We start from the raw sequence: 24,702 nt of genomic DNA on the forward strand, positions 1-24,702 counted from the left end.
GAAATAAATTCTTTGGCCGACAACAGCGCTCAAGCCGGCTGGTTCGACCCCAGCCTTGCGACGGTGTCAGTACGGCTGGCTTCGGTCCGTCGGCTGGCGCTGCGGGCTACCGCTCGTCAGGTCGGCGGTGCACTGCCGGCAGAACTGGTAGTCCTGCTCGTTCCTCGCCCCGCAGTGGGGACAGTCGATGGATTCAGTGCTGTCGTCGGTGGCGCTGCCACGGCGCGGTTCAGTATCGCCCTGACCGGTCGCACCGGCTGGGTCACCCCGGTGCCGGTACGCGTACAGCATAGTCAGGACGTGGAGCCCCACGAGAAGCGCGATTGCGCCGTAGAGCCACTCGCTCACCATCATATGTAACGATACGTGAACGTACTACTTGAGGGTTGTGCCGAGTTACCAATGGACGGCAATTTCGGCGAGTTCGGAATCATCCCCTGTGACTACTTGGCGAGTAGACGGGTACGCTGTGGGCTAGCGTTCAAATACGACCACGCAGCCACGGGAACTCATGCCCGCTCACACGCTCGGTGGTTCCTGATGGGTCGCCGAACGCTCGTGGCTGTCGCCCGTCCCGACGGCCGCTACGACTGCCGAAGTGCACACTGGGGGGTCGACGCCGACCCCATTGCACAGTCTCGACCGCTCGGGAACGATTGGACGCCCGCTGCCGTCCTCGCTGCCATCGATGCTACCTACGAGCAGTTGGTCGTGCTCGACGGGTCGGTTCGGACCTATGCCGTCTGCTGGCTCGACCCGACGCTGTCGGACCTCGACGATGTCGCCCTCGCTCGCACTGCCGACCCCGATGCGTTCTGGCGGTGGTGGGTCAACCGTAAGGACGAGGCGTGTCGCGCCCTCGACAGCGCAGGCTGTGACCCGGCAGCCGTCCGGCGTGCCCTACTCGCGTCGCTCCGAGACCGCGCTTCGTCCGTGCACTGCCCCGACGACGCGTCCTTTTTACACGGGGACCGCTAATCGCCATCCGTGACTGCCGTCGAGACGCTGACCTACCCCGACCCCGCCGACGCGCTAGACCTCGCGTCGCGCAACGCCGACCGCGGCGCGCTGGTGACGCTCGTCGGTACCTGTACGGTCGAATACGAAGGACGAGCGGCCAGTTCGCTGGGGCTTGGCGACCGCCACGTGATGCTCAAGCCCGATGGGGCCGCACTGGTCCACACCGACGAGGGCCAACAGCCGGTGAACTGGCAGCCGCCGGGCTGTGAGCACAGTATCAGCGTCGACGACGGTTCGCTGGTCGTCCGCTCCACGCGGTCGTCCCCCGAGGAGTTGCTCGAAGTGACCTTCGAGACAGTCGCCCACGCTGCCGCCTTTGACGTAACCGACTCCAAAGACCTCGCGCTCACGGGGACGGAAGCCGACCTCAAAGACCGTATCCTCGACGAACCGGCGCTGGTCGAGTCGGGCTTTACGCCGCTTGCGACCGAACGCGAGACACCCGCCGGTGCGGTCGACATCTATGGCGAGGACGCCGACGGCCGGACGACAATACTCGAACTCAAGCGCCGGCGTGTGGGTCCCGACGCCGTCGGCCAGCTGGGCCGGTACGTCGATGCGTTAGAACGCGACCTGCACGCCGACACTGAAGTCCGGGGTATCCTCGTGGCTCCGTCGGTGACTGACCGGGCGCGTCAGCTGCTCGCCGAGAAAGGACTGGAGTTCGTCTCGCTGGAGCCACCGTAACTGACATTCGATTTTGGCCCGCGCGTCCGTCCTGCAACTGTACTGACTGCCGCAGTCGCCACACAGTCGGATGGCGGACTACTCTACAGTGACTGTTCCATCGGTGTCGACGACCACACGATAGCCACTGTAGTCGAACGCCACGTGTCCGCTGGTGTTCGAATCGGTGATGCACGCCGTCAGTGCATCCGGATTGATAGTGTCAGCCAGTGGCGGGAGCGTCTCGACCGGCTGTCTCTCCGCGGTTGCCACGGCACGAACGACTGCGGTGATGATAGACTGATCGGTGCCGTGGACTTCTATAACAGTTGGTGATCTTCCAGACACGGTTCGCTGACCTCACGTCGAATTTATTCTGCAGATGTAAAGTTCAGTGTGGCTAGCATAGTAAACGCCGAACCACGATGTATGCCAACATTCTTCACGGGATGCCGGCTACACCTGTGTATGTCCCGACAGCTTGGCGACAGCCGGGCGGTAACCCGTGTGGAGTTTGCCCTCTCTGATGGGTCGTATCCCTTTGTGTCGGTGTCTAAAACCGAATCGTGTGCAGTGATTCTTGAAAAATGCCTTCCGCAGACGGACGACATGTACGCGGAGTTTTTTTCAGTCGAGGGTGCTCGCCCCAGCCGGCTTGTCGAGCGCATTGAAGACGCCAATGGCGGTGAGGCGCGGGTGCTTGAACGCACCAGCGACGGTGGGCTCGTCGAAATCGACGTGCGAAATAACTGTCCCGTTGTCTCGCTTGCGGATGTCGGGGCGGTACCACAGACCGTCCGGAGTGTCGATGGTGAAGGGACTGTCGTAGCTGATGTCCCGGGTCAAATCGAGACGGGGTCGGTTATCGATTCGTTCCTGACGGCCCATCCGGAGGCCGAACTCGCGGCGAAGAAACAGCGTGAGTCTATCGTCCCGCTGTTCGGGTTCCAGAACTACGCGTCCCACATCGAGTCACTGACTGACCGCCAGCAGGAGGTTCTCTCGACGGCCCACGAAGCGGGCTACTACAGCTGGCCCCGCGAGGCGACGGCCGCGGACCTGGCTGAAATCCTTGACATCTCGGAGCCAACGCTCCACAAGCATCTGCGGGCTGCCGAACAGAAACTCGTCGCGACCATGTTCGCCTGCCCGCACGAGGAACGGGTCGCTGACGGAGATAGCTGACTGCTGCTGTTATTCGAGTCGGTCCTGTAGATCGGCGAGCGCGTTCATCGCTTCTATCGGCGTCATCGTCGCGACATCGAGCGAGGCCAACTGCTGTACCACTGATTCCGGGAACTCTTCCTCGACGGCGGCCCCGTTCGTCCGAAGCGTCTCCTGCGTGTGGCCGTCCGCTCCACCCTCTCTGGTCGAGGCCGACGCTGTTCCGTTCCCTGTCGGGCCAGTCGTCTCCGTGGCGGCGGAATCCGTGTCGGAGTCAGCCGCCTCGGCATCCACCAGAAGGCCCCGCGACCGTTCGACGACGGATTCGGGAACACCGGCCATGCTCGCCACCTCGACGCCGTAGGAGGCCGCTGCGGGACCAGGTGCGAGTTCGTGGTCGAAGCGCACGTCGTCGTCCTCGCGGCTGGTCTCGAAGTGGCGGTTGGTCGCGCCGGGCAGCGCCGCGGCGACGGCAGTTAGGTCGTGGTGGTGGGTCGCAAACAGCGTGTACGCGCCGACCTTGTCGTGGAGATGTTCGGTGACGGCGCGGGCGATAGCAAGCCCGTCAGCTGTCGACGTGCCGCGGCCGACCTCGTCCAGCAGGACCAGCGAGTCTTCGGTTGCCGCGTCCAGAATCGTTGCCAGCTCGGTCATCTCGATCATGAACGTCGAGCGGCCACCGGCGATGTCGTCGCTGGCTCCGACGCGGGTAAACACGCGGTCGAGGATCGGGAGGTCGGCCGCCTTCGCGGGAACGAAGCCGCCCGCCTGTGCGAGCAAGCAAATGAGTGCGACCTGCCGCATATACGTCGACTTCCCGCTCATGTTCGGTCCCGTAACGACGGCGAGGAACGGGTCTTGGATGTCAGGGGCGTCACCCTCGCCCTGTTCGTCGGTTGCCGTGTCACCCTCGTCCGGCTCCGAGTCGCCGCTTTCCCGAACCGGACCGCTCCCCAGATGCGTGTCGTTGGGGACGAAGGCGTCCTCGGTCCGCTCAACGACCGGGTGGCGGCCGGCGGTGATGTCGATCCCGTCGCCGCCGACGGTCGGCCGGCAGTAGTCGTACTGCGCCGCGACCTCGGCGAAGGAGACCAGTACGTCGAGACGGGCGAGGCGGTCGGCAAGCGCTTGGACACGCTCGGCCTCGTCGGCCACCTCGTCCCGGACGGCACAGAACAGGTCGTACTCCAGATCGTCGGCCGCGCTTTCGGCGCGTAGGATCTCCTCTTCGCGCTCCTTGAGCTCCGGCGTGTAGTAGCGCTCGCTGTTTTTCAGCGTCTGGCGGCGCTGGTAGTCCTCGGGGACGGAATCGAGGTTGGCGTTGGTCACCTCGATGTAGTAGCCGTGAACGGAGTTGTGACCGACCTTCAGCGAGTCGATGCCGGTCCGCTCGCGTTCGCTCGCTTCCAGTTCGTTGATCCACGCCTTGCCGGACTGCTCGGTCGAGCGGAGCCGGTCCAGTTCCTCGTCGTAGCCCTCCCGGACGACGCCGCCTTCGGTCACTTGCTGTGGCGGGTCCGGGCGAATCGCCGCCTCAATTTCTTCGCGGGTCTCGGTCAGCGGATCGAGCGTCGCGTGCAGGTCCGCAAGCAGGCGGGCGTCGGCGTCGGCGAGGTGGTCCCGGATGTCCGGCACGACCGACAGCGTAGCGGCCAGCGACCGGAGGTCACGAGCGTTCGCCCGCCCACGCGAGACGCGCGAGATGAGCCGTTCGAGGTCGTACACCTCCGCGAGCAGGTCCGAGAGCGCCTCTCTGGTGGCGGGGTCGCGCTGGAGTTCCGCGACCGCGCCGTGGCGGGCCTCGATGCGGTCCGCGTCGAGCAACGGCCGGCGGAGCCAGTCGGTCAGTTTCCGCCGCCCCAGCGCACACGCCGTCTCGTCGACCGTGTCCACGAGCGTGCGGTTCTCGTGGCCTCGGACCGAGCGCCGCTCGAACAGTTCGAGGCTCTCGACGGCCACGGCGTCGAGCAGCATGTACTCCCGCGGGTCGTACCGCGTGAGGTGATTGAGGTAGTCGAGCGTGCCGGCGGGGTCCACGTCCGGATCGACCGGCTCGCCGTCCGGGCCGACTGCGCCGCTGCTGCCCCGAGTGTACTCCGCGTAGGCCAGCAGGCCGCCACAGGCCCGGATCTCCGCGTCGCCGGCGAGCAGGCGCTCCGGCGGGCCGAAGTACTCCCCCACGCGGTCCTCGGCGCGATCCCGGGCGAAGGCGTCCGCGTCGTAGCGCGTCACCAGACAGGCCGGCCCGAAGACGGCGTCCCGGTCCACGTCGACGTCCGGCCCGACGATAGCTTCTGCCGGGCCAAACCGGCTGAGTTCGTCGGCGACGGCGCTTTCGGAGCCGACACTGGTCGCGTAGCAGTCGCCGGTCGAGATATCCAGTAGCGCCAGCCCGTACCGCTCGCCGGCGGTCAGGGCGGCGACGTAGTTGTTGTCTGCCCCGCCCAGCAGTTCGCTCTCCGTGAGCGTGCCGGGGGTGACGATTCGCGTTACTGCCCGTTCGACCACGCCGCTGACCTCGTCGGGGTCTTCGACCTGATCGGCGATGGCGACCCGGTAGCCCGCGTCCAGCAGCGTCTCGACGTACGACTCGGCGTTGTCGATAGGGATGCCGGCCATCGGGTACTCGCCGGTCGAGTCCTCGCGCTGGGTCAGCGTGATCTCACACAGCCGGGCGACCCGTTTCGCGGCCGCACAGAAGGCCTCGTAGAAGTCCCCGACCTGAAAGAGGACTAGGGCGTCGTCGTACTGCCGGCACAGCTCGTAGTACTGTGCCATCATCGGCGTCAGGTCCTCCTCGAGCTCGGCCATCTTCTCGGGCGGGCCAAGCGCAGCGTCCATACCGGAGGCAACAGCCGGCCACTCATAGGCGCTCCGCTCTCCTGCCCGTGCCGCGATTGCGCGGAGTAGAGCGCGACCGGCCACTGATTTTTATGCTGCCCGGGAGACGTAGCTTGTATGTCACGTCGCGCCAACTACGCGCTCTGTCAGTTCCAGCAGCACCTCGGCCCGTCGGCGGACTCGCTCGACGTTCCGTGGGCGGAATACACCGGCGATTCGACCGATCCGGTTTCCTTCGATATCCCCACCTCGTCGGCGGCGGACCCGTACGTCGAGATGCAGGTCTACGATGTCGAGGATTTCGACCACGAAATCGTCGTCAACGGTGAACCGCTATCGGGGTTCGACATCGCGCCGGGTGAGGGGTGGCAGCTCTGGATGGACACGATCGCGCCCGAGCAATTGCACCTCGGAGAGAACACGATTCAGTTCCGGCGGGACACCGATTCGAAGGACGCATTCGTCGTTGGGTCGGTTACGGTCCACTGGACGGAACCAATCGAGTGAATATATAAACAGGTCGCCGTCGTTCTGATGTGGCGTGCCAACAGCTACCATCACTACCGGTCAGTACTCCTTCAGTCGGGTGATTTCACCTGTTCTGGCCGCGTCAACAGGTGACCGTCGAGCGTCCTATAACCCCTACTTTTATATAGAACCACATACAATCTTCGCTTGATTATGAGCCAACGCCAGATGCAGGGCCAGCCGATGATCATCCTGGGAGAGGACTCCCAGCGGATGAAGGACAAGTCTGCGCAGGAACACAACATCTCGGCCGCTCGCGCGGTCGCCGAGTCAGTACGCTCGACGCTCGGCCCGAAGGGGATGGACAAGATGCTCGTCTCCTCGATGGGTGACGTCACCGTCACGAACGACGGCGTCACCATCCTCTCGGAGATGGACATCGACAACCCGACAGCCTCGATGATTGTCGAGGTTGCCGAGACACAAGAAGATGAGGCCGGTGACGGTACCACCTCCGCCGTCGCCATCGCAGGCGAACTCCTCAAGAACGCCGAGGACCTCCTCGAACAGGACATCCACCCGACGGCGATCATCAAAGGGTTCAACATGGCCGCCACGCAGGCCAAGGACGAACTCGACGACATCGCCACCGAAGTCGATCCTGACGACGAGGAACTCCTGAACAAGGTCGCCGAGACCTCGATGACGGGCAAGGGCGCGGAGCTCAACAAGGAGCTGCTCGCCCAGATCATCGTCGACGCGGTCAACGCCGTGACCGTCGAGGCCGACGACGGCTCCGTCGTCGCCGACCTCGAATACCTCAACATCGAGACCCAGACCGGCAGCTCCGCCGGCAACTCCGAGCTGCTGGAAGGCGCGGTCATCGACAAGGACCCGGTCCACGAGGAGATGCCGACCGAAGTCGACGACGCCGACGTCCTGCTCGTTGACACGGCCATCGAACTCGACGAGACCGAAGTCGACGCCCAGCTCTCCGTCGACGACCCGAGCCAGCTCCAGAACTTCCTCGACAAGGAAGAGGAGCAGCTCAAGCAGATGGTCGACCAGATCGCAGATACCGGCGCTGACGTCGTCTTCTGCCAGAAGGGCATCGACGACATGGCCCAGCACTACCTTGCCGAGAAGGGTATTCTGGCCGTCCGCCGCGCCAAGAAGTCCGACATCGAGTTCCTCAAAGAGGTTCTGGGTGCCCGCATCGTCTCCGACCTCGACTCGGCGACCGCGGAAGACCTGGGTCACGGCTCCGTCACCCGCGACGACGCCGAAGGTCTGTTCTACGTCGAAGGCAGCAGCGACGGTGCCCACGGCGTCACGCTCCTGCTCCGTGGCTCGACCGACCACGTCGTCGACGAACTCGAACGCGGTGTCACAGACGCGCTGGACGTCGTCGCGTCCACCGTCGCCAACGGCAGCGTCCTCGGCGGCGGCGGCGCACCCGAAGTCGAAGTCGCCCGCCGGCTCCGCGACTACGCCGACAGCGTCGAAGGCCGCGAACAGCTCGCTATCGAGTCCTTCGCCGACGCGCTGGAGATTATCCCGCGCACGCTCGCCGAGAACGCCGGTCTCGACAGCATCGACACGCTGGTCGACCTGCGCGCCGCCCACGAGGACGGCGATGTCAGCGCCGGCCTGAACGTCTTCTCAGGTGACGTCGAGAACACGCTCGACACCGGCGTTGTCGAGCCAGCACACGCCAAGCGACAGGCGATCTCCTCGGCTGCAGAGGCCGCGAACCTAGTCCTCAAGATCGACGACATCATCGCTGCCGGCGAGCTCTCGACCTCCGGCGGCGACGAAGGCGGCCCCGGCGGCCCCGGTGGCGCTCCTGGCGGTATGGGCGGCATGGGTGGCGGCATGGGCGGCATGATGTAAGCGAGGGGCCGAACGAAGTGAGGGCCCTCGAATAGCGAGCGGCGAAAGCCGCGAACCGCGAGGTTCTGAGCAACGCGAAGAACCTCGTTACTGCGAGCGGGGAACAGAGCGGGACCGAAGGTCCCGCAGGCAGTCGGGCGGCACCGCCGCCCGACGACGAAGTGACCCGCGAGCACCGTAGTTGAGCAAAAGCAGACTTTCTGAACGAACGCCCACGCAACTCCGCTGGGCGTGCGTCGCTTTCGAACCGACCTGCAGACGATCGTTTCATCGATTACAGTCAGCCTCCAACTACGGCGACGCTGTGACATCGCCGATATCGAGACGTGAAACTGGAGACACAGTTAGGTATCTTACTGCGAAGTATCGACTGTCCCGGTCCGTTTGGTGGGACGGACTGGTGACAGCGGGTGGGGACCGCTCTCCGTTTTGGACACTTCGACAGCGTCCAGCCGTCGCTCGCATCAGTCGGGCTGTGTTGTTCGGTTTTGACGGCGTCGGTCGTCGAACACCACGTCTGTCGTCCCGAGGTCACTGTAGCGGAGGATCTCGGTTACTCGGCGGGTATCTGTTCCGTTGTTGATCGTGTACTGGAGCGCGTAGCTCCGGACGATGCCGCTCGGCGTCACGGTTGCCGAGAAGGAGGCGTTGGTCACACGGTCGACAGGGCGGGTGGCAATCGCGCTGTCGTCGGTCGACCCGGTTCCCTTGATGCGATACAGCGAAACCCCGTACAGTTGCTTGATGACTTCGTCGCCGGGGCGGATAGACGTGATGTTGGTGGCGGAAAACAAGGCTATGAGACGCCCATTGAACGTGGGTTCGAAGAACAGTGCGGCCCGAGGTGAGCGCGGCGGGCCACCGATACCACGACTGTCCGCGACCACCTCCGCTGATGTCGACCCGTTAACCGTTGTCCGTCTGAGCGCACGGCCGTCCCGCCAGGTACTGTGGATCTCACGCGGTGTCACACGCTGTCCGGATATCGTTCGGGTGGCTGTGTACGACTCGTAGCCAGCGCTGATACTGGCATGGGTCCGGACGCGCTTGTGCAGGCCGCTGCCGTTCATGACGGTCCTGGTGTGGTGGACTCGGTAGGAGGTGTTCGAGAGCTGGTTGACGTGGGCGCGGCCGAGCGCGGTAGCGTTGACGACGCGGTCGCCGACGACGCCCGGGGCACGCTGTGCTGGAGATGTCGGTGCATCTGCAGTCGGGACCGGTGCTGGTGTCACCGTCTCCCTGGCGGCCGTGTCGTCTCCGAACAGCCCGGCACACCCGGCGCTCAGCAGACAGAGACAGAGCACGGCAATCGCCGCCCGGCGACGCATACTCGTGACTGGCTGTGTGGCGACATAACCCCTGTGACGGCGGAGGGCTAAATATCGTCGAGTGTCAACATACCATATGCAGACGCTGCTTCTCGGCGCGGACGCGGTCGAGGACCACGCGACGATGCCGGCAGTTATCGACGCGGTCGCCGCGGCCTTCGCCGCCGATGCTAGGGGGAACACCATCATGCCGGCCAAGTCCTACATCGACCTGCCGCAGTACAACGGCGACTTCAGGTCGATGCCGGCCTACGTCAACGCTGAGACGTGGGACGCCGCCGCGATCAAGTGGGTCAACGTCCATCTGGACAACCCCCGGGATCACGACCTGCCGACCGTCCTCGGGACGCTCATCTACTCGGACCCCGAGACGGCGTTCCCGCTGGCCGTGATGGACGGCACCGTCCTGACGCGCCTGCGGACCGGGGCGGCGGCCGCCGTCGCCACCGACCACCTCGCCGTCGCCGATGCAGACTCACTTGGTCTGGTCGGGGCCGGCACGCAGGCCTACACGCAACTGGCGGCCATTTCGTCGGTCCGGGATATCGAGACGGTGGTCGTCGCCGACCGGGACACGGAGAAACAGCAGGCGTTCGTCGACACGTTCACTGACCGATTTGACGTGCGGGCGGGTACCATCGAGGACGCTGCCGGCTGTGACGTGCTGTCGACGATTACGCCCGTCGAGTCCCCCATCGTGGACCGGGAGTGGCTTGGCGAACGCACACACATCAACGCCATCGGGGCCGACGCTGCCGGCAAGCAGGAACACGACGAACGCACGCTGCTCGACGCGAAACTCGTCATCGACAACTACGAGCAGTGTACTCACTCCGGCGAGATCAACGTCCCGTGGGGCGAGGGAGTCCTGACCGATGCCGACCTTCACGGGGAACTCGGCGACATCGTCGCGGGCACGCTCTCGGGACGGACCGACGACGACAGCATCACGCTCTTCGACTCGACGGGACTGGCGATTCAAGACGTGGCGACTGCACACGTCGTCTATGAGAACGCGAATGCCGACGGTGACGGGACGACGTTCTCGCTCGTCGATACCGATACGACCTGATTACGATGAGGGCGTGAGCATATCGGTCACTTTCGAGATGCCCCAGACGATGACGATAAACGGCAGGAGCGGCATCAATAGGACGAGCAGGCCGAGGAGCATCCCCCAGCCGAACACGTCCATCTCCTCGTTGCGACGGCTACCGGTCCCCGGCGTGACCGACCGGAGTGGTGCCGGCAGTCGTCCGCTGTCCTTCGTGTCGTCGTCAGGTGATTTTGCCATACCTTATCTTGCATTGAGACGTGTATAAGCCTAGGCCCGGCGGCTACATGGCACCGGCGACGCCGCTGCCGATGGCAGCCCCGCAGTTGTCACAGGCAACGAGGTAGAACCGTTTCGAGGCCGTAAAGAAGCCCGTCGTCGACTCCATATCGAGGAACTCCACGTCCTCCTGGGCGTTCATCTCCGCATCGCATTCGGGACAGTGAACCATCAGGCCGCACCTCCGTTGGACTTCGCGCCGGCGACGCCGCTACCGATAGTCACACCACAGGCTGCGCAGTTGGCGGTGTAAAAGCGCTTGGAGGCTTTGATGAAGCCGGTGACGGCGTCCACTTCGACGAAATCGATGTCGTCGGCCGTTTCGAGCGAGGCCTCACAATCAGGGCAGTGTACCATACATCCCTGACACTTGGCGAGTCCGGCAAAAATCTTGTGTGGGGTGCCGCTCTCTCGGACGGCGTCCCGGCGACGCTGCCGGTTCGACACGCCCGAAACAGTGACAATCCGCCACACGCAACAGTACGCTTACCGGGAACGCACCATGGGTAGCAAACCTGTTTTAGTCGTCACGACCGACGGGCTGGATACAGCGGCTCTCGAATCCGCCCTCGCCGAGACGCCGGCGTCGATCACACAACTGTCGGATCTCACGGCCCTCTTTGACACGCTCACCCATTCGGCGTTCCATGCGCTTGTTCTGCCCGAAACAGTCGACGACCAGTCGGGAACCGATATCGCGTACGGCGTCAGGAAGCTGTTTCCCGACCTACCGGTGATCGTCGTAGGCGAAGACCCGGCGGCGGTCCCGGATGCCCTCGACGTGACGGCCGTTGAGCCGTCGGCACATCTCGAAGACGCCGTCGCCGAGGCTGTTCGGGACAGCCTCGACGCCGAGCCGCCGACTGTCGCCGGACGGCCACCGTCCCCGATGGAGACGCTGTTGCTCTCCCTGTTCAACGAGATACCGGATCACCTGTACGCGAAAGACGAGCAGGCTCGACACGTCCTGTTGGGCCGGGGGTTCAACGAGCCGACCGACCGACTCGGCCTCACCGACGTCGAAGTTCCGGAACTGGCTGATGAGCACGCGAAAGCGGCCCTGCGTGATGAAATGGACGTCATCGAGGAAGAAACGGATCAGATCGAAGTAGAGGAATTCCTCGATCTCGACGCGTCGTACGTCCGCACCCGCAAGATGCCGTGGTACGATTCCGACGGGGACGTTCGGGGAATCGTCGGACACACGCAGGATATCACCGAACGAAAGCTCCGCGAGCACGCGTTTCGCCGCCAGAACGAACGGATGGTGAAAGTCGCACTCGTGGCGTCTCACGAGCTCCGAAACGAACTCCAGATCGCCTACGGGCGACTCGAAGAGCTGGCCGACTGCGACGGGCCGACCGCCGACATCGAGGAGTCGCTCTCACAGATCTCTGCGATTATCGATACCGTGGTCGAACTCTCCACGAGCGACCCGAGTGGGTCTATCCAGCACGACGAGATCGAACAGATTCCGAAGCGAAAACACGTCTGGCTCTCCCGTCTCAGTCGGGAGGTGTGGGACACGCTCGCCGACAGCGAGGCGTGCCTGACGTTCGACGGGGACACCCGTATTGTCGCCGATCAGGAGTCCGCCGGGCTGTTGCTCCAGATCCTGTTCCAGAACGCGCTCGAACACGCCGGACCGTCGGTCACCGTCACCGTCGGCACGACGGCCGACGGCTTCTTCGTTGCCGATGACGGCCCAGGAATCGATGTCGAGCCGCCTGAGCGTGTGTTCGACGCGGGCCACACCGCCGTCCCGGAGAACACCGGATTCGGACTCTACGTCGCTCGCCGGGTCGCCGCGGATCAGGGCTGGACGATCTCGATGTCGGAGAGCGAGTCGGGCGGCGCTCGATTCGACATCAGAAACGTCGACTGTCCCGGATAGCGGGCGGCTGGTCGACCTGCGGCGACGGTACCGCTCTGTGGTAAGCCAGTTCCCCGGATTCACACCCGCTCGGCCTGTGCGCTCGTGTGGCGGACCCTGATAGCCTCCCGAAGGGAAAGGTATAGCACGGTCGCTGCCGGATGTTCCGATATCATGACCACGACCGGTGAGGAACGCGAGCGGGGGTTCGATCACACGGAGATCGAGCCCCGGTGGCAGCGCACGTGGGACGAGGCCGACGTGTTCCGGATCGACGACGACGAGACCGACCCGGAGTACGTCCTGGCGATGTTCCCCTACACGTCCGGAAGCCTCCACATGGGCCATGTCCGGAACTACACTATCACGGACGCCTACGCCCGCTTCGAGCGGATGCGCGGCGAGAGCGTCCTCCACCCGATGGGCTGGGACTCCTTCGGTCTGCCCGCCGAGAACGCCGCTGAGGAACGGGACACCAACCCGCGGGACTGGACGATGCAGTGCATCGACTCGATGCGCGACCAGCTCACGGAGATGGGCTTTGGCTACGACTGGGACCGCGAACTCGCGACCTGTGAGCCGGAGTACTACCAGTGGAACCAGTGGCTGTTCAAGCAGTTCCGCGAGGAAGGGCTCGTCGAGCGCCAGGCCGCCGAGCTGAACTGGTGTCCCTCCTGTGAGACCGTCCTCGCGGACGAGCAGGTCGAGGGCGAGGAGGAGCTCTGCTGGCGCTGTGACACGCCCATCGAGGCCCGTGAGATGGACCAGTGGTTCTTCACCATCACCGACTACGCCGAGGAACTGCTGGAATCGCTTGACGACCTCGACGGCTGGCCGAACAACGTCCGGGAGATGCAGCGCAACTGGATCGGCAAACAGGAGGGCGCGAGCGTCGCCTTCGAGGTCGGCGACCACGGCGAGGTCGACATCTTCACGACCCGTCTGGACACCATCCACGGAGCGACCTTCTTCTCGCTGGCCCCCGGCCATCCCGTCGCGCAGGAGATCGCCGAGGATAACGACGAAGTCGCCGAGTACATCGAGATGGCCGAGGAAGCCGACGAGGACGAACTGGACGTGACCTCCGGCGTGTTCACCGGCGAGTACGCGACCAATCCTGCCACCGGCGAAGAGATCCCTGTCTACGTCGCCGACTACGTGCTGACCGACGTGGGGACCGGCGCGCTGTACGCCGTGCCGGCCCACGACGAGCGCGATCATGAGTTTGCGGAGGCCCACGACATCGATATCGTGCAGGTCGTCGAACCGACCGAAGACGCCGACGCTGACCCCGAGGACATCGACGTGCAGGAGGCAGCGTATTCGGAGGACGGCGTGCTGGTCAACAGCGGCGAGTTCGACGGACTGGAGAGCGCCGAAGCCCGCGACCGCTTCGTCGAGGAGTTCGACGGCGAACACAGGACGGAATACAACCTCCGGGACTGGGGTATCTCCCGTCAGCGCTACTGGGGCACGCCGATTCCGATGATTCACTGCGACGACTGTGGCTACGTCGAGGTCCCCGACGAGGACCTCCCGGTCGAACTGCCGGAGTTCGTCCACACTACCGGGAATCCACTCGACGCCGCCGAGGAATGGAAGCAGACGACCTGCCCCGACTGCGGGGCCGACGCGGTGCGGGAGACGGACACGATGGACACCTTCGTCGACTCCTCGTGGTACTTCATGCGGTACACCTCGCCGGAGATGGAGGAGGCCCCCTTCGACGCCGAGCGGGCCAGCGACTGGATGCCGGTCGACCAGTACGTCGGCGGCATCGAACACGCCGTGATGCACTTGCTGTACGCCCGCTTCTTCACGAAAGTGCTGGACGACCTCGACATGGTCGACGGCGTCCGCGAGCCCTTCACGAACCTCACGAACCAGGGAATGGTGCTGGGCGAGGACGGCAACAAGATGTCCAAGAGCTTGGGCAACGGTGTCTCGCCACAGCGCATCATCGAAGAATACGGGGCCGATACGGCCCGGCTGTTCATCATGGAGGCCGCCCAGCCAGAGAAGGAATTCGCCTGGAGTCCCGAGGGCGTCCAGTCCGCCCATAGCTTCCTCCAGAACGTGTACACGCTGGTTTCGGAGTACGCCGACGGGGAGACAGGAACTGACGCTGACCCTGAGAACGGGGACGACATCGCGGAGTACGTCGCCCGCGAAATCGACGCCACCGCAACGAACGCGACGGCGGAGTTCGAAGACTTCCGGTTCAACCATGCGTTGCAGGCCGTGCGTGAACTGGTGTCGCTGCTGCGCCGGTATCAGGAGGCGACCACCCCTGACGCCGACACCTTCGAGCGCGGGCTGGCGACGGCAGCGAAACTGCTCGCTCCGGTCGCCCCCCACGCCGCCGAGGAGATGTGGGCCGAACTGGGCCACGACGACCTCATCGCCGAGGCCGAGTGGCCGGCCGCCGAAGCCCCCGACGACTACGAGATGGAGCGTCAGCTGGTCGAGAACACCCGCGAGGACATCCGCGACATCGTCGAGACGGTCGGTATCGAGGACCCGCAGACGATCACGCTCGCGGTCGCACCCCAGTGGAAGCACCGCGTCCTCGACCTCGCCCGGAACGCCAACGGTAACGTCGTCGGGACCGTCATGCAGGATGAGGAACTGCGCGAGCAGGGCGAGGCGGCCGCGGACTTCGCCAAGGAACTGGCCGGCCGCGCGCAATCGCTGGACGAGCAACTGCCGCCCGAGCGTGAGCAGGCGGCACTCGAACGGGCCGCGTGGCTCGTCGAACGCGAGTTCGGCGCTGACGTGATCGTTCAGGGTCCTGAGGAAGCAGACCCCGACCTCGTCGGCAAAGCCGGTCCCGGCCGCCCGGCCATCGACATCGAAGAATAGCTCGCAGTCGTCCGATTTTCGCCTGCTGCGGCCTACTCGGCGCTGACCAGCCCAGTATCGACGAGGTCCTCGAAGACGCTCGCCGCGTGGCCGTCGGGGCCGACCCGCTCGTAGACGGCGACGACACGTTCCTTCGCGATGACGTACGTCGTCCGCTGGCTCCGTCCGTCGACGAGCGGCACGTCGAACGCCTCGCATAGCCGTCCCTCGGGGTCGGCCAACAGGTCGAAGCTGAGGCCGTTCGCTTCGGCGAAGTCGCGGTGGCTCTCCACGCCGTCGGTCGAGACCCCGTACACCGAGACGCCGGCGTCTTGGAACTGCTGTGTGTACTCATCGAACTGTTCCGCCTCCATTGTACAGCCTGGGGTGTCGTCCGCCGGATAGAAGTACAGCACCGTCGGCTCCTCAAACCCCGGCTGGACCGCGTCGCCGTGTTGGTTCGTCGCTCTGATCGTCGGCACGTCGGTACCGGGTTCAAGTACCATCGTCAGTTGACGGGGATATCCGTCCCGTCGTCGTCCTCGCTGTGGACGACCTTCGACAGCCGTACCGTGAGGACGCCGTTGTCGTAGCTCGCGGTGGTCTCCGCTTCGTCGACGGCCTCGGGGAGGCGGACCGACCGGCTCAGCGACTGCTGCCGACGCTCGCGCTGGATGTACTGGCCGTCGGTCGATTCCCGCTCCTGGCTCGACGTGGCGCTGATTGTGAGCTTCCGGTCCTCGACGAGTTGGACGTCGATGTCCTCGCTGTCGTAGCCGGGCAGGTCCGCGTGAACGACAAAGGTGTCGCCCTCGTCGACGATGTCGACCGGGACAGCGCCCATGTCGACGCCGAACTGCTCTCCCAGCATATCGAACGCGCGCTCGATCTCGCTGAACGGATCGTGATCAGACATACGTGGGGGTACACAGGCCCGGGACTTAACGCTTGAATCGGGGCCGGCGGTGTCCCGCCGGCTCAGTTGACAACTGTCCTGGAGTCGTACGATCCCAGTCGGCGGACCCACCCCTTCCCGGCGATGTCCTCGATATCAGCGAGGGCCTCCTGCGTGCGCTGCTCGTAGAGGCCGGCCGAGATGTCGATGTGGAAGACGTAGTCCCCCAGCCGCTCGCCGCTGGGCCGGGATTCGACGCGGGTGAGGTTGATGTCGCGGTCGGCGAACGGCTGCAGCAGTTCGAGCAACAGCCCGGGGTAGTCGACGTCGGGGTAGACAATGAAGGAACTCTTGCCGCCGGCCTCGCTGCGCTCGCTTTTGGGGGCGACGACGACGAAGCGGGTGGCGTTCGACGACCGGTCCTGAATGTCCTCTGCGAGCACTTTCAGTTCGGTGCCGTTGGTCGCGTTCTCTGGGTGGCCGATAGCGGCGATATCAGCGTCACCGCGGGCGCGCTCGACGCCGCGGGCCGTCGATGCGACCGCCTCGACATTGACGCCGGGGTAGTGCTCGTCGAGCCAGCCGCGACACTGAGCCAGCGCCTGGGCGTGGCTGGCCACCAGCGAGAATGAGTCGTCCTGTGCGAGCAGGGCGTGGCGGATCGGCGTGATGATCTCCTCGACGACGGCAACGTCGTACTCCGCGAAGGCGTCGAGCGATTCCGTGACGGAGCCTTCGATGCTGTTCTCGACGGGGACCACGCCACGTTCGGCCTCGCCGTCGGCGACGGCCTCGACGATGGCGGTCACTGACTCGGAGAAGGAGATCTCGTCGTCGGTGACTGCCTGTGCGGCGCGGTGGGAGTAGGTCCCCTCAGGACCCAGGGTAACAGTGGTCATACCCGGGGTACAGCGGTAGGAACCAAAAGAACCGTGGTCATCGGCAAGCGCTGTCCCGCCGCAGTCGCGGTCGTCGGACGCCATGCCGGTGGCGTCTGCCGCTTTCAGGACAACTGGGCGAGTTCCTCGGCAGTGAGGTCGATGGCGCTCGCGGCGACGTTCTGTTCAAGATGGTCGAGGCTGCTTGTGCCGGGAATCGGGAGTGTCACGTCCGAGTGCCCCAGTAGCCACGCCAGCGCGATCTGGTACGGCGTGGCGTCGTGGCGCTGCGCTATCTCCTCGATGCCGTCGATGTCGCCGAGGTCGCCAGCGCCGAGCGGGAACCACGGAATGAACCCAATACCGTAGTTCTCGCAGGCTTCCAGCACGTCCTCGTCGTCGCGGTGGGCGACGTTGTACTGGTTCTGGACAGTCGCGATGTCGACGATGTCGCGGGCCCGGTCCAGTTGGTCGACGGAGACGTTCGAGACGCCGACGTGGCGGATCAGCCCCTCGTCTTTCATCTCGGCGAGCGCGTGAATCGAGTCCTCGAACGGCGTGTCGGGGTCTGGCCGGTGGTGCTGGTACAGGTCGATGGGGTCCATCCGCAGGCGGTCCCGCGAGCACAACTGGGCGTTGCGCAGATAGTCCGGGTCGCCGTGGGCCAGCCAGTCAGCGTCGGTGTTGCGGAGCAGACCACCTTTCGTCGCGATGACGAGGTCCTCACGTTCGGTATCGAGCGCCTCGCCGATGAGCCGCTCCGAGACACCCGGGCCGTACGAGTCCGCCGTATCGATGAAATCCACGCCGAGTTCGACCGCTCGCTCCAGCACGCTGTGAGCGTGTGCCTCGTCGTCCGGTTCGCCGATGATATCTTCGCCGGTGAGCCGCATCGCGCCGAAGCCGAGCCGGCGGACTGTGAGTTCCCCACCGATATCGAACGTATCACTCTCGTTTGTGACCATATAAACACGGTTGACCGCACGCCTGAAAACAGCCCCGCCGACTCAGGTCGTCACCGCAACCGGTTCGATACCCCACGGTGACCGCTCACTCGCTGTTGCGGTGGAACAGCGCGAGGTGAACGAGGAGATATCGCGAGGCGTAAAAAACTGTCACGCTGGCGACGAAGGCGAACAGCGACACGGCCCCGACCGACAGGCCGAACCCGGAGTCGACGAACGGGTTCCGACCCGTGAACGCGACGTATGCGGACACTGCGTCACCGCCGCCCAGACCCACGGCGAACAGGCAAAGCGAGAGCACGATTGCCAGGCCGCCGGTTCCGAGACCGACGTAGCGGGCGAAGTCCTCGGCGTTGAGCGCCGCGTGCGCCTGTCGCTCGGTCAGCGGGGCGAGCCGGACCCGGTAGAGGACTGACCCGACGAGCAACGTCGCACCGAACAACTGCAAGGCTCCGCCGAACAGTCCGAGTAACAGCACTTTCGGCGAGGCGATGGCGGGGTCGATCGATGGCAAAAACGCCGCGGTGCTGTCCGGATACAGACCGTAGATCGGTAGTAACAGCGCCAGCGCACCAAGCAGGGCGCTCTGGAGCGCGAGCGTTCGCGGGACGGTCTGTCTGAGATACGAGTGGCGTTCGTAGCGGAGTCGCTCGTACGTCGACCCCGAAATGATCGCCTGGGCGATGGTATCGTCGGGCTGTGGATCAGTAGACATATCTTACCGGTTCCTATTCACCGACAGTTTACTCAATCCATCATATAACCCTTTTGCACGGCGCAAAACTCTGCCGCTCTGACAGTAAACGCCCACAGAGTTGTTTTTAATCTGGGCCTTTGCGAACCAGCCTGGCGCGTTCTCAGCGCGTGTGAACCGCTTCGCCGCGTGCCGCCGCGGCCGCCTCGTGGACTGCCTCGGAAAGCGTCGGGTGCGTGTGGATCGTCCCGGCGATGTCCTCAAGACGCGCGCCCATCTCGATACCCAGCCCGAGTTCGGCGATAAGCTCCGACGCTTCCGGGCCGACGATCTGTGCCCCGAGCAGGAACTCCTCGTCGGCGTCGGCGACGACGCGGACGAATCCTTCTTTCTCGTTGACAGTGAGTGCACGGCCGTTGGCCCGTATCGGCATCTGTCCGATGACCGGCTCGAAGCCTGCCGCCTCGGCCTCGCTCTCAGTCATTCCGACGGTCGCGATTTCGGGGTCGGTGAACACCGCGGCGGGAATCGCCTGATGATCGAACGCGGCCGGTTCGCCGGCGGCGGCTCTCGCAGCGACCTCGCCCTCGGCCATCGCCTTGTGGGCCAGCATCGGTTCGCCGGCAACGTCGCCGACTGCGAACACCGACTCGAAGGCCGTTCGGCACTGGTCGTCGGTCGGAATGACGCCGTTCTCGTCCGTCTGGAGGTCGATGTTCTCCAGCCCGAGCGTCTCTGTGACCGGTTCGCGCCCGACCGCGACGAGACACTTCTCGGCGTTGTACTCGGTGACCGTATCGTCCTCATCGACGGTCTGGACGCGAATGCCCTCGTCCGTCTCCTTCCAGTCGTCGGCCGCCTCGCCGAAGTTGAAATCGATGCCCAGCTCCTCGGCGCGGTCGCGGACGACCGCTGCGATGTCGTCCTCGTAGCCGGGCAACACGTCATCAAGCATCTCGACGACGGTGACCTCCGCGCCAAGTTTCGCGAACACCGTCGAGAGCTCCATGCCGATGTAGCCCGCGCCGACGACGAGCAGCTTCTCGGGGACCGATTCGAGCGCGAGCGCGTCCTTCGAAGAGAGGATGTGTTCGCCGTCGAACTCGAAGTCCGGGACCGTCATCGGTCGGCTCCCCGTGGCGACGACGGCGTGTTCGAACGACAGCGATTCCGAGCCCTGTCCCTCGCCGCCGTGGGCGACCCGGACCGTCCCGTCGTCGACGAACTCGGCGGTCCCCTCCACCAGATTGACGCCGGCGTTCTTACACAGCGATTCGACGCCCCGTGTCAGCCGTGTGACGACGCCGTCTTTCCACTCTGTCATCCCGGCCATGTCGACGGCCGGGTCCGCGAATACGCCCATCGACTCGGCCTGCCGGGCGTCGTGAGCGACGTCCGAGGCTGAGATGAGTGCTTTCGAGGGGATACAGCCGTGGTTCAGACAAGTCCCGCCGTAGGCGTCCCGTTCGACGAGCGTCGTATCCAGCCCTAGTTGCGCGCCCCGGATCGCGGCGACGTAGCCGCCCGGACCGCCGCCGATAACAAGCAGTTCCGTTCCCGTAGTGACATCTCCGACGACCATAGCGGTGCCTCGTCCGGGTCCGTGAAAAGCTATCGCCCTTCAGTTTGCTGTCGTCTCTCGCCTCCGCCGCCGGTACAGGTAGTACCCGATGACCGGCACCGACACCGCAAACGCCGCGAGCAGTGTCGTCCCCACGGCGTGGACGATGCCGGCAACCGCATACAGCGGTGTCGGGGTCCAGTCCCCGTCGGTCCGCCGGAGCTGTCGACTGTCGAGAAAGAGCCCGACCGTGAGAAGCAGGCTGAACAGCACACCCGCCCAACTGGCGAGGACAGTCAGGGCAAACGCGCCGAGGAACGTTCCGAGACTCCCCTCTCCGGCCGATGCTGACGACACGAACAGTTCCATTGACAGCCGGGAGAGAGCCATACACCCCGGCGGCAGGACGAACAGCGCGGCTAATCCGTACCAGATCCATGTGTCTCTCGTGGAGGGCATCACCAACCCTGTCGTTCCAGTGACCTGTTTCGGTTTCGATTGTGAACCCGAACAGTTACTCCAGCAGGAGTCGCGTCGGGTCCGCTAGATATTCCTTGAGCGTGTTGACGAAGCGCGCGGCGTCGGCCCCGTCGATGACGCGGTGGTCGATTGCCAGCGAGAGCGGGAGCGTGGGTTTTGCGACGACTTCGCCGTCTTCGGCCACCGGCCGCTCTTTCAGCGCCCCGATCCCGAGAATCGCCGTCTCGGGGACGTTGATGATCGGACTGGCGTACTCGCCGCCGATGGCCCCGAAGTTCGTGACGGTGAACGTCCCGCCCTGCATCTCCGATCGCTCGATGTCCCGCTCTCTGGCTCGTCCGACAAGGTCGTTAATCTCGTCGGCGAGCTCGACCAGACCCTTCCCGTCTATGTCGTTGACGACCGGGACGACAAGCCCGTGGTCTGTCGCTGCCGCCACGCCGATGTTGTGGGCGTCTCTGTAGACGATTTCCTCGTTTTCGGTGTCCAGCGCCGTGTTGAGAACCGGGTGCTGGTCCAGCGCCGCGGCAACGCATTTCACCACAAACGGTGTGTACGTCAGCGTCACATCGCGCTCCTCGGCCAGTGGCGCGAGTCGCTCACGGGCCTCGACGAGACCGGACACGACGACTTGGTCGTGGTGGGTTGCGTGGGGCACCTCTCGCCGGGAACGAGCCATCTGCTCACCGATGGACCGACGGACGCCACGGTACGGTTCGCGGCGCTCGCCGTCGCCTGTCTCGACGGCCGTCGCTTCGGCCCCAGTGCCGCCCGCTTCGGCTGTCGTTCCCACTGCACCACCTCCGGCGCTGACGGCTTCGGCATCGGCCGCCTGCGCGGCCTGCTGGGCCTCCGCGTACGTCCGAACGGCCGACTCGTCGACGTATGGCTGGCCGTCCCGCGTCTGGTCGGTCGGGACAGCGTCGATGTTCACGTCGAGTTCGCGGGCGGCCTTTCTGGTAGCCGGTGTCGCCAGCGTCTGGTCGCGACTGGCGGCTTCCTGTCCGTCCCCGGAGACGCTCCTGACGGCTGACTTGACAGCGGTTCCGTCGTCTGTGTCGCCCGCGTCGTCGCCCTGTGAAACCGCTGCAGTCGGACTGTCCCCGTCGTCGGACGCCTTCGAAACGACAGATGTGGGGCCGTCGTCACTGTCAGCCGTCTCGCCGGCTGACGCTGTGGCCGCCTCGACATCTCCTTCGGTGACGCGGCCGCCCGGTCCGCTCCCGTCGACGGCCGCGATGTCGACCCCCTCTTCACGGGCGAGTCGGCGTACGCTCGGCGAGGCGAACACACGGCCGTCGGCCGTGCTTGTGCTCGCCTCCGACTGTTCTGATGTCGCGGCTGCTGTGGCTTTGTCCGCATCGCTATCGGACTGCGCTGTGTCGCCTCCCGCCGACTCGGCTTCGTCCGTACTGTCCGCCGCCGCGTCAGCCGCTTCGGCGTCGCCTTCTTCCTCGATGGTGATGAGTACCTCGCCGGTCTGTACCATCTCGCCGACTTCAGCGTGCAGTTCCCGTACGACGCCGTTGACCGGCGACGGGACGTCGACGGCGGCCTTGTCGGTTTCCACCTCCGCGAGGACCTGATCCTCGGTGACGGTGTCGCCCGGCGAGACACGCCAGGTGAGCACCTCACCCTCTGCGACCCCTTCACCGAGGTCTGGGAGATTGAATTCGAACATGCGTCAGAACTCCACTGCTTCTCTAATACCGTCTTTGATGCGGGCGGGTTCTGGGAGGTAGTAGTCCTCTAACGCGTACAGCGGGTAGGGCACGTCGAAGCCCGTCACTCGGGTAACGGGGGCCTCCTGATACAGCAGAACCTCCTCCTGAATGGTGGCGATAATCTCGCCGGCCAGCCCGCCGGTTTTGGGCGCTTCGTGAACGACGGTCGCTCGCCCGGTCTTCTTGAACGACTCGACGATGGCGTCGGTGTCCATCGGCGACAGCGTTCGCAGGTCGATCACCTCGGCGTCGATGCCCTCCTCGGCCAGTTCCTCGGCAGCCTCGACCGTCGGCCGGGTCATCGCACCCCAGGTGAACACGGACACGTCGCTTCCTTCACGGCGGGTCTTCGCTTCACCCAACTCGACCGTGTATGGGTCGTCGGGAACCTCCTCGCGGAACGATCGATAGATGAGCTTCGGTTCGAGGAAGATAACGGGGTCCGGGTCGCGGATAGCCGCCGTCAACAGCCCCTTCGTCTCCTTTGGCGTCGACGGGACGACAACCTTCAATCCCGCCTCGTGGACGTAAAACGCCTCCTTGGACTCGGAGTGGTGTTCCGGCGCACGGATGCCGCCGCCGTATGGTGCGCGAACAGTCAGCGGGCAGTTGTATCGGCCGCGGCTCCTGTTCCGAAGCCGGGCGGCGTGACTGACAATCTGGTCGAATGCGGGGTACATGAACCCGGAGAACTGCATCTCCGGCACCGGCCGGAGCCCGTAGGCGGCCATGCCGATGGCTGTCCCGACGATGCCGGCCTCCGCGAGCGGCGTGTCGATGACCCGGTCGTCACCAAACTCCTCGTGGAGCCCCTGTGTCGCCCGGAAGACGCCGCCGTTTTTCCCGACGTCTTCACCCATCACGACCACATCTTCGTTCCGCTCCATCTCGCCGTAGAGCCCGTCACGGACGGCCTGTACGAGCGTCAAATTTTGTGTGTCTGCGTCCTGTGTACTCATTCCAGTAGCACCTCGTCGCCGTGTCGCTCGCATAGGTCTTCGAGGTAGTCCAGTTGCTGTTCGAGTCGCTGTGGCATCTCCGCGTACACGTCCGCGAACATCTCCTCCGGTTTCGGCCGCTCGGTCGCCTCAGCCTCGTCGATGGCCGTGGCTACCTCGTCCTGAACCGATTCGTCGATGGCGTCGACCCGCTCGTCGTCGAGCAGGCCCTGGTCCCGGAGGAATGCCTCCATCCGCGGGATTGGGTCTTTTTGCTTCCAGCGCTCGACTTCGCTGTCGTCGCGGTACACCGATGGGTCGTCAGCAGTCGTATGTGCGCCAAAGCGGTACTGCACCGCTTCGATCATCGTCGGGCGGAGTTCACCCTCTGGTGGGTCGTGTGCCTTGTCGACGGCCTCGCGGGTCACCTGATACACCGCCAGCGGGTCCATTCCGTCGACCTGGACGCCGTCGAAGCCGTAGGCGTTAGCCTTCTGGGCGAGCGTCTCGCTGGCCGTCTGGCGCTCCCGTGGTACTGAGATCGCCCACTGATTGTTGTTACAGAAAAACACCGCTGGCACGTCGAACACGCCCGCGAAGTTCAGTCCCTCGTGAAAGTCGCCCTCCGAGGTCGCGCCGTCACCGAAGTACACGAGGGCAGCGGTGTCATCGCCCTTGAGTTTCGATGCCCACGCGGCCCCGGTCGCGTGTGGAATCTGTGTTGCAATCGGGACCGCAAACGAGAATGCTTGGACGTCTTCTGGCGGCGAATTACCCGCTTCGGACCCCATCCAGTACAACAGGTCGTCCGACAGGGGCCATCCCTTGACGTACATCGCGAGATGTTCCCGGTAGCTCGGGAACGCCCAGTCACCGTCTCGCAGCGCGTAGGCGCTGCCGACCTGCGAGGCCTCCTGTCCCGACATCGGGGGGTAGGTCCCCATCCGGCCCTGTCGTTGCAAACTCACCGCCCGCTGGTCGAAGTGCCGGCCGAGTTTGAGATACCGGTACATCTCCACCAGTTCGTCGTCCGAGAGGTCCGGTATCGTTGCGCCGTCGACCACTGTCCCGTCTTCATCGAGAATCTGTACCTTGTCCGCTGGGTCGCGCTGGAGGACACTCATAGAAACCGCCTCCCTC

At 64.8% G+C, this 24,702-nt stretch carries 25 protein-coding genes; 8 read left to right on the top strand and 17 right to left on the bottom strand.

Features of this window, described 5'->3' with window-relative positions:
* Window positions 1-66: 66 nt before the first annotated feature.
* Window positions 67-354 (bottom strand): DUF7577 domain-containing protein, encoded by a 288-nt coding sequence (locus tag ACYJ11_RS07715; protein WP_005536546.1) that lies wholly within the window; start codon window positions 352-354, stop codon window positions 67-69.
* A 48-nt stretch (window positions 355-402) separates the two neighbouring features.
* Here ACYJ11_RS07715 and ACYJ11_RS07720 point away from each other — a divergent pair, with 48 nt between their 5' ends.
* Together ACYJ11_RS07720 and nucS are read left to right on the top strand one after the other, a co-directional pair.
* Entirely contained in the window at window positions 403-978 is a 576-nt protein-coding gene (locus tag ACYJ11_RS07720) for a DUF6735 family protein (protein WP_461647329.1), read from the top strand.
* 9 nt (window positions 979-987) lie between these two features.
* Window positions 988-1,707, top strand: coding sequence for an endonuclease NucS (gene nucS, locus ACYJ11_RS07725; RefSeq protein ID WP_005536544.1), 720 nt, complete (start codon window positions 988-990; stop codon window positions 1,705-1,707).
* Between the two features lie 78 nt (window positions 1,708-1,785).
* Here nucS and ACYJ11_RS07730 read toward each other — a convergent pair whose 3' ends face one another.
* Window positions 1,786-2,034 (bottom strand): HalOD1 output domain-containing protein, encoded by a 249-nt coding sequence (locus ACYJ11_RS07730; RefSeq protein ID WP_049944030.1) that lies wholly within the window; start codon window positions 2,032-2,034, stop codon window positions 1,786-1,788.
* A gap of 120 nt (window positions 2,035-2,154) precedes the next feature.
* Here ACYJ11_RS07730 and ACYJ11_RS07735 point away from each other — a divergent pair, with 120 nt between their 5' ends.
* Window positions 2,155-2,871, top strand: coding sequence for a helix-turn-helix domain-containing protein (locus ACYJ11_RS07735; protein WP_188976034.1), 717 nt, complete (start codon window positions 2,155-2,157; stop codon window positions 2,869-2,871).
* A 9-nt stretch (window positions 2,872-2,880) separates the two neighbouring features.
* Here ACYJ11_RS07735 and mutS read toward each other — a convergent pair whose 3' ends face one another.
* Window positions 2,881-5,691, bottom strand: a complete 2,811-nt coding sequence (gene mutS / locus ACYJ11_RS07740) for a DNA mismatch repair protein MutS (protein WP_461647330.1) — start codon at window positions 5,689-5,691, stop codon at window positions 2,881-2,883.
* A 117-nt stretch (window positions 5,692-5,808) separates the two neighbouring features.
* On the opposite strand from mutS, the gene ACYJ11_RS07745 reads away from it, so the two are divergent.
* The gene (locus ACYJ11_RS07745; protein ID WP_188852210.1) at window positions 5,809-6,198 is read left to right on the top strand and encodes a DUF7383 domain-containing protein; all 390 of its coding nucleotides are present in this window, start codon (window positions 5,809-5,811) and stop codon (window positions 6,196-6,198) included.
* 174 nt (window positions 6,199-6,372) lie between these two features.
* The gene (thsB, locus tag ACYJ11_RS07750) at window positions 6,373-8,052 is read left to right on the top strand and encodes a thermosome subunit beta (RefSeq protein WP_461647331.1); all 1,680 of its coding nucleotides are present in this window, start codon (window positions 6,373-6,375) and stop codon (window positions 8,050-8,052) included.
* A gap of 464 nt (window positions 8,053-8,516) precedes the next feature.
* Here thsB and ACYJ11_RS07755 read toward each other — a convergent pair whose 3' ends face one another.
* Window positions 8,517-9,380, bottom strand: a complete 864-nt coding sequence (locus ACYJ11_RS07755) for a hypothetical protein (RefSeq protein WP_461647332.1) — start codon at window positions 9,378-9,380, stop codon at window positions 8,517-8,519.
* Window positions 9,381-9,456: 76 nt separating this feature from the next.
* Between ACYJ11_RS07755 and ACYJ11_RS07760 the strand changes: the two genes are divergently transcribed.
* Window positions 9,457-10,452, top strand: coding sequence for an ornithine cyclodeaminase family protein (locus ACYJ11_RS07760; protein WP_461647333.1), 996 nt, complete (start codon window positions 9,457-9,459; stop codon window positions 10,450-10,452).
* Here the strand turns inward: ACYJ11_RS07760 and ACYJ11_RS07765 are convergent, their stop codons facing one another.
* Genes ACYJ11_RS07765 through ACYJ11_RS07775 form a run of 3 tightly spaced genes read right to left on the bottom strand, consistent with a single transcriptional unit; the run spans window position 10,453 to window position 11,070 of the window.
* Window positions 10,453-10,674, bottom strand: a complete 222-nt coding sequence (locus ACYJ11_RS07765) for a DUF7535 family protein (RefSeq protein ID WP_461647334.1) — start codon at window positions 10,672-10,674, stop codon at window positions 10,453-10,455.
* Window positions 10,675-10,717: 43 nt separating this feature from the next.
* Window positions 10,718-10,885, bottom strand: coding sequence for a hypothetical protein (locus tag ACYJ11_RS07770; RefSeq protein WP_005536532.1), 168 nt, complete (start codon window positions 10,883-10,885; stop codon window positions 10,718-10,720).
* Window positions 10,885-11,070, bottom strand: a complete 186-nt coding sequence (locus ACYJ11_RS07775) for a hypothetical protein (protein ID WP_461647335.1) — start codon at window positions 11,068-11,070, stop codon at window positions 10,885-10,887. The genes ACYJ11_RS07770 and ACYJ11_RS07775 overlap by 1 nt, the downstream gene beginning before the upstream one ends.
* Window positions 11,071-11,215: 145 nt before the next feature.
* Here ACYJ11_RS07775 and ACYJ11_RS07780 point away from each other — a divergent pair, with 145 nt between their 5' ends.
* Window positions 11,216-12,607 carry a sensor histidine kinase gene (locus tag ACYJ11_RS07780; RefSeq protein ID WP_461647336.1) on the top strand — a complete coding sequence of 464 codons (1,392 nt, stop codon included), beginning with the start codon at window positions 11,216-11,218 and terminating at the stop codon, window positions 12,605-12,607.
* Between the two features lie 153 nt (window positions 12,608-12,760).
* The gene (gene leuS / locus ACYJ11_RS07785; RefSeq protein WP_461647337.1) at window positions 12,761-15,448 is read left to right on the top strand and encodes a leucine--tRNA ligase; all 2,688 of its coding nucleotides are present in this window, start codon (window positions 12,761-12,763) and stop codon (window positions 15,446-15,448) included.
* Between the two features lie 32 nt (window positions 15,449-15,480).
* On the opposite strand, the gene ACYJ11_RS07790 is transcribed toward leuS, so the two are convergent.
* From ACYJ11_RS07790 to pdhA, 10 genes are all read right to left on the bottom strand, one after another.
* The gene (locus ACYJ11_RS07790) at window positions 15,481-15,933 is read right to left on the bottom strand and encodes a peroxiredoxin (protein ID WP_461647338.1); all 453 of its coding nucleotides are present in this window, start codon (window positions 15,931-15,933) and stop codon (window positions 15,481-15,483) included.
* 2 nt (window positions 15,934-15,935) lie between these two features.
* Window positions 15,936-16,343, bottom strand: coding sequence for an Hsp20/alpha crystallin family protein (locus ACYJ11_RS07795; RefSeq protein WP_461647339.1), 408 nt, complete (start codon window positions 16,341-16,343; stop codon window positions 15,936-15,938).
* Window positions 16,344-16,405: 62 nt separating this feature from the next.
* The gene (gene pheA / locus ACYJ11_RS07800) at window positions 16,406-17,221 is read right to left on the bottom strand and encodes a prephenate dehydratase (RefSeq protein ID WP_461647340.1); all 816 of its coding nucleotides are present in this window, start codon (window positions 17,219-17,221) and stop codon (window positions 16,406-16,408) included.
* Between the two features lie 104 nt (window positions 17,222-17,325).
* Complete coding sequence (locus ACYJ11_RS07805; protein WP_461647341.1) at window positions 17,326-18,165, bottom strand: aldo/keto reductase; 840 nt, start codon at window positions 18,163-18,165, stop codon at window positions 17,326-17,328.
* Between the two features lie 85 nt (window positions 18,166-18,250).
* Complete coding sequence (locus tag ACYJ11_RS07810; RefSeq protein ID WP_461647342.1) at window positions 18,251-18,880, bottom strand: hypothetical protein; 630 nt, start codon at window positions 18,878-18,880, stop codon at window positions 18,251-18,253.
* Window positions 18,881-19,022: 142 nt separating this feature from the next.
* Window positions 19,023-20,441 carry a dihydrolipoyl dehydrogenase gene (gene lpdA, locus ACYJ11_RS07815; RefSeq protein WP_461647343.1) on the bottom strand — a complete coding sequence of 473 codons (1,419 nt, stop codon included), beginning with the start codon at window positions 20,439-20,441 and terminating at the stop codon, window positions 19,023-19,025.
* Between the two features lie 39 nt (window positions 20,442-20,480).
* A complete protein-coding gene (locus tag ACYJ11_RS07820; protein WP_461647383.1) occupies window positions 20,481-20,789 on the bottom strand; it encodes a hypothetical protein in 309 nt (102 codons plus the stop codon).
* 145 nt (window positions 20,790-20,934) lie between these two features.
* Window positions 20,935-22,581, bottom strand: coding sequence for a dihydrolipoamide acetyltransferase family protein (locus tag ACYJ11_RS07825; RefSeq protein WP_461647344.1), 1,647 nt, complete (start codon window positions 22,579-22,581; stop codon window positions 20,935-20,937).
* A gap of 3 nt (window positions 22,582-22,584) precedes the next feature.
* Window positions 22,585-23,583 carry an alpha-ketoacid dehydrogenase subunit beta gene (locus ACYJ11_RS07830; protein WP_188976064.1) on the bottom strand — a complete coding sequence of 333 codons (999 nt, stop codon included), beginning with the start codon at window positions 23,581-23,583 and terminating at the stop codon, window positions 22,585-22,587.
* Window positions 23,580-24,686 (bottom strand): pyruvate dehydrogenase (acetyl-transferring) E1 component subunit alpha, encoded by a 1,107-nt coding sequence (gene pdhA, locus ACYJ11_RS07835; protein WP_461647345.1) that lies wholly within the window; start codon window positions 24,684-24,686, stop codon window positions 23,580-23,582. The genes ACYJ11_RS07830 and pdhA overlap by 4 nt, the downstream gene beginning before the upstream one ends.
* Window positions 24,687-24,702: the final 16 nt, after the last annotated feature.

This window comes from Haloarcula sp. H-GB5 (assembly GCF_054850705.1).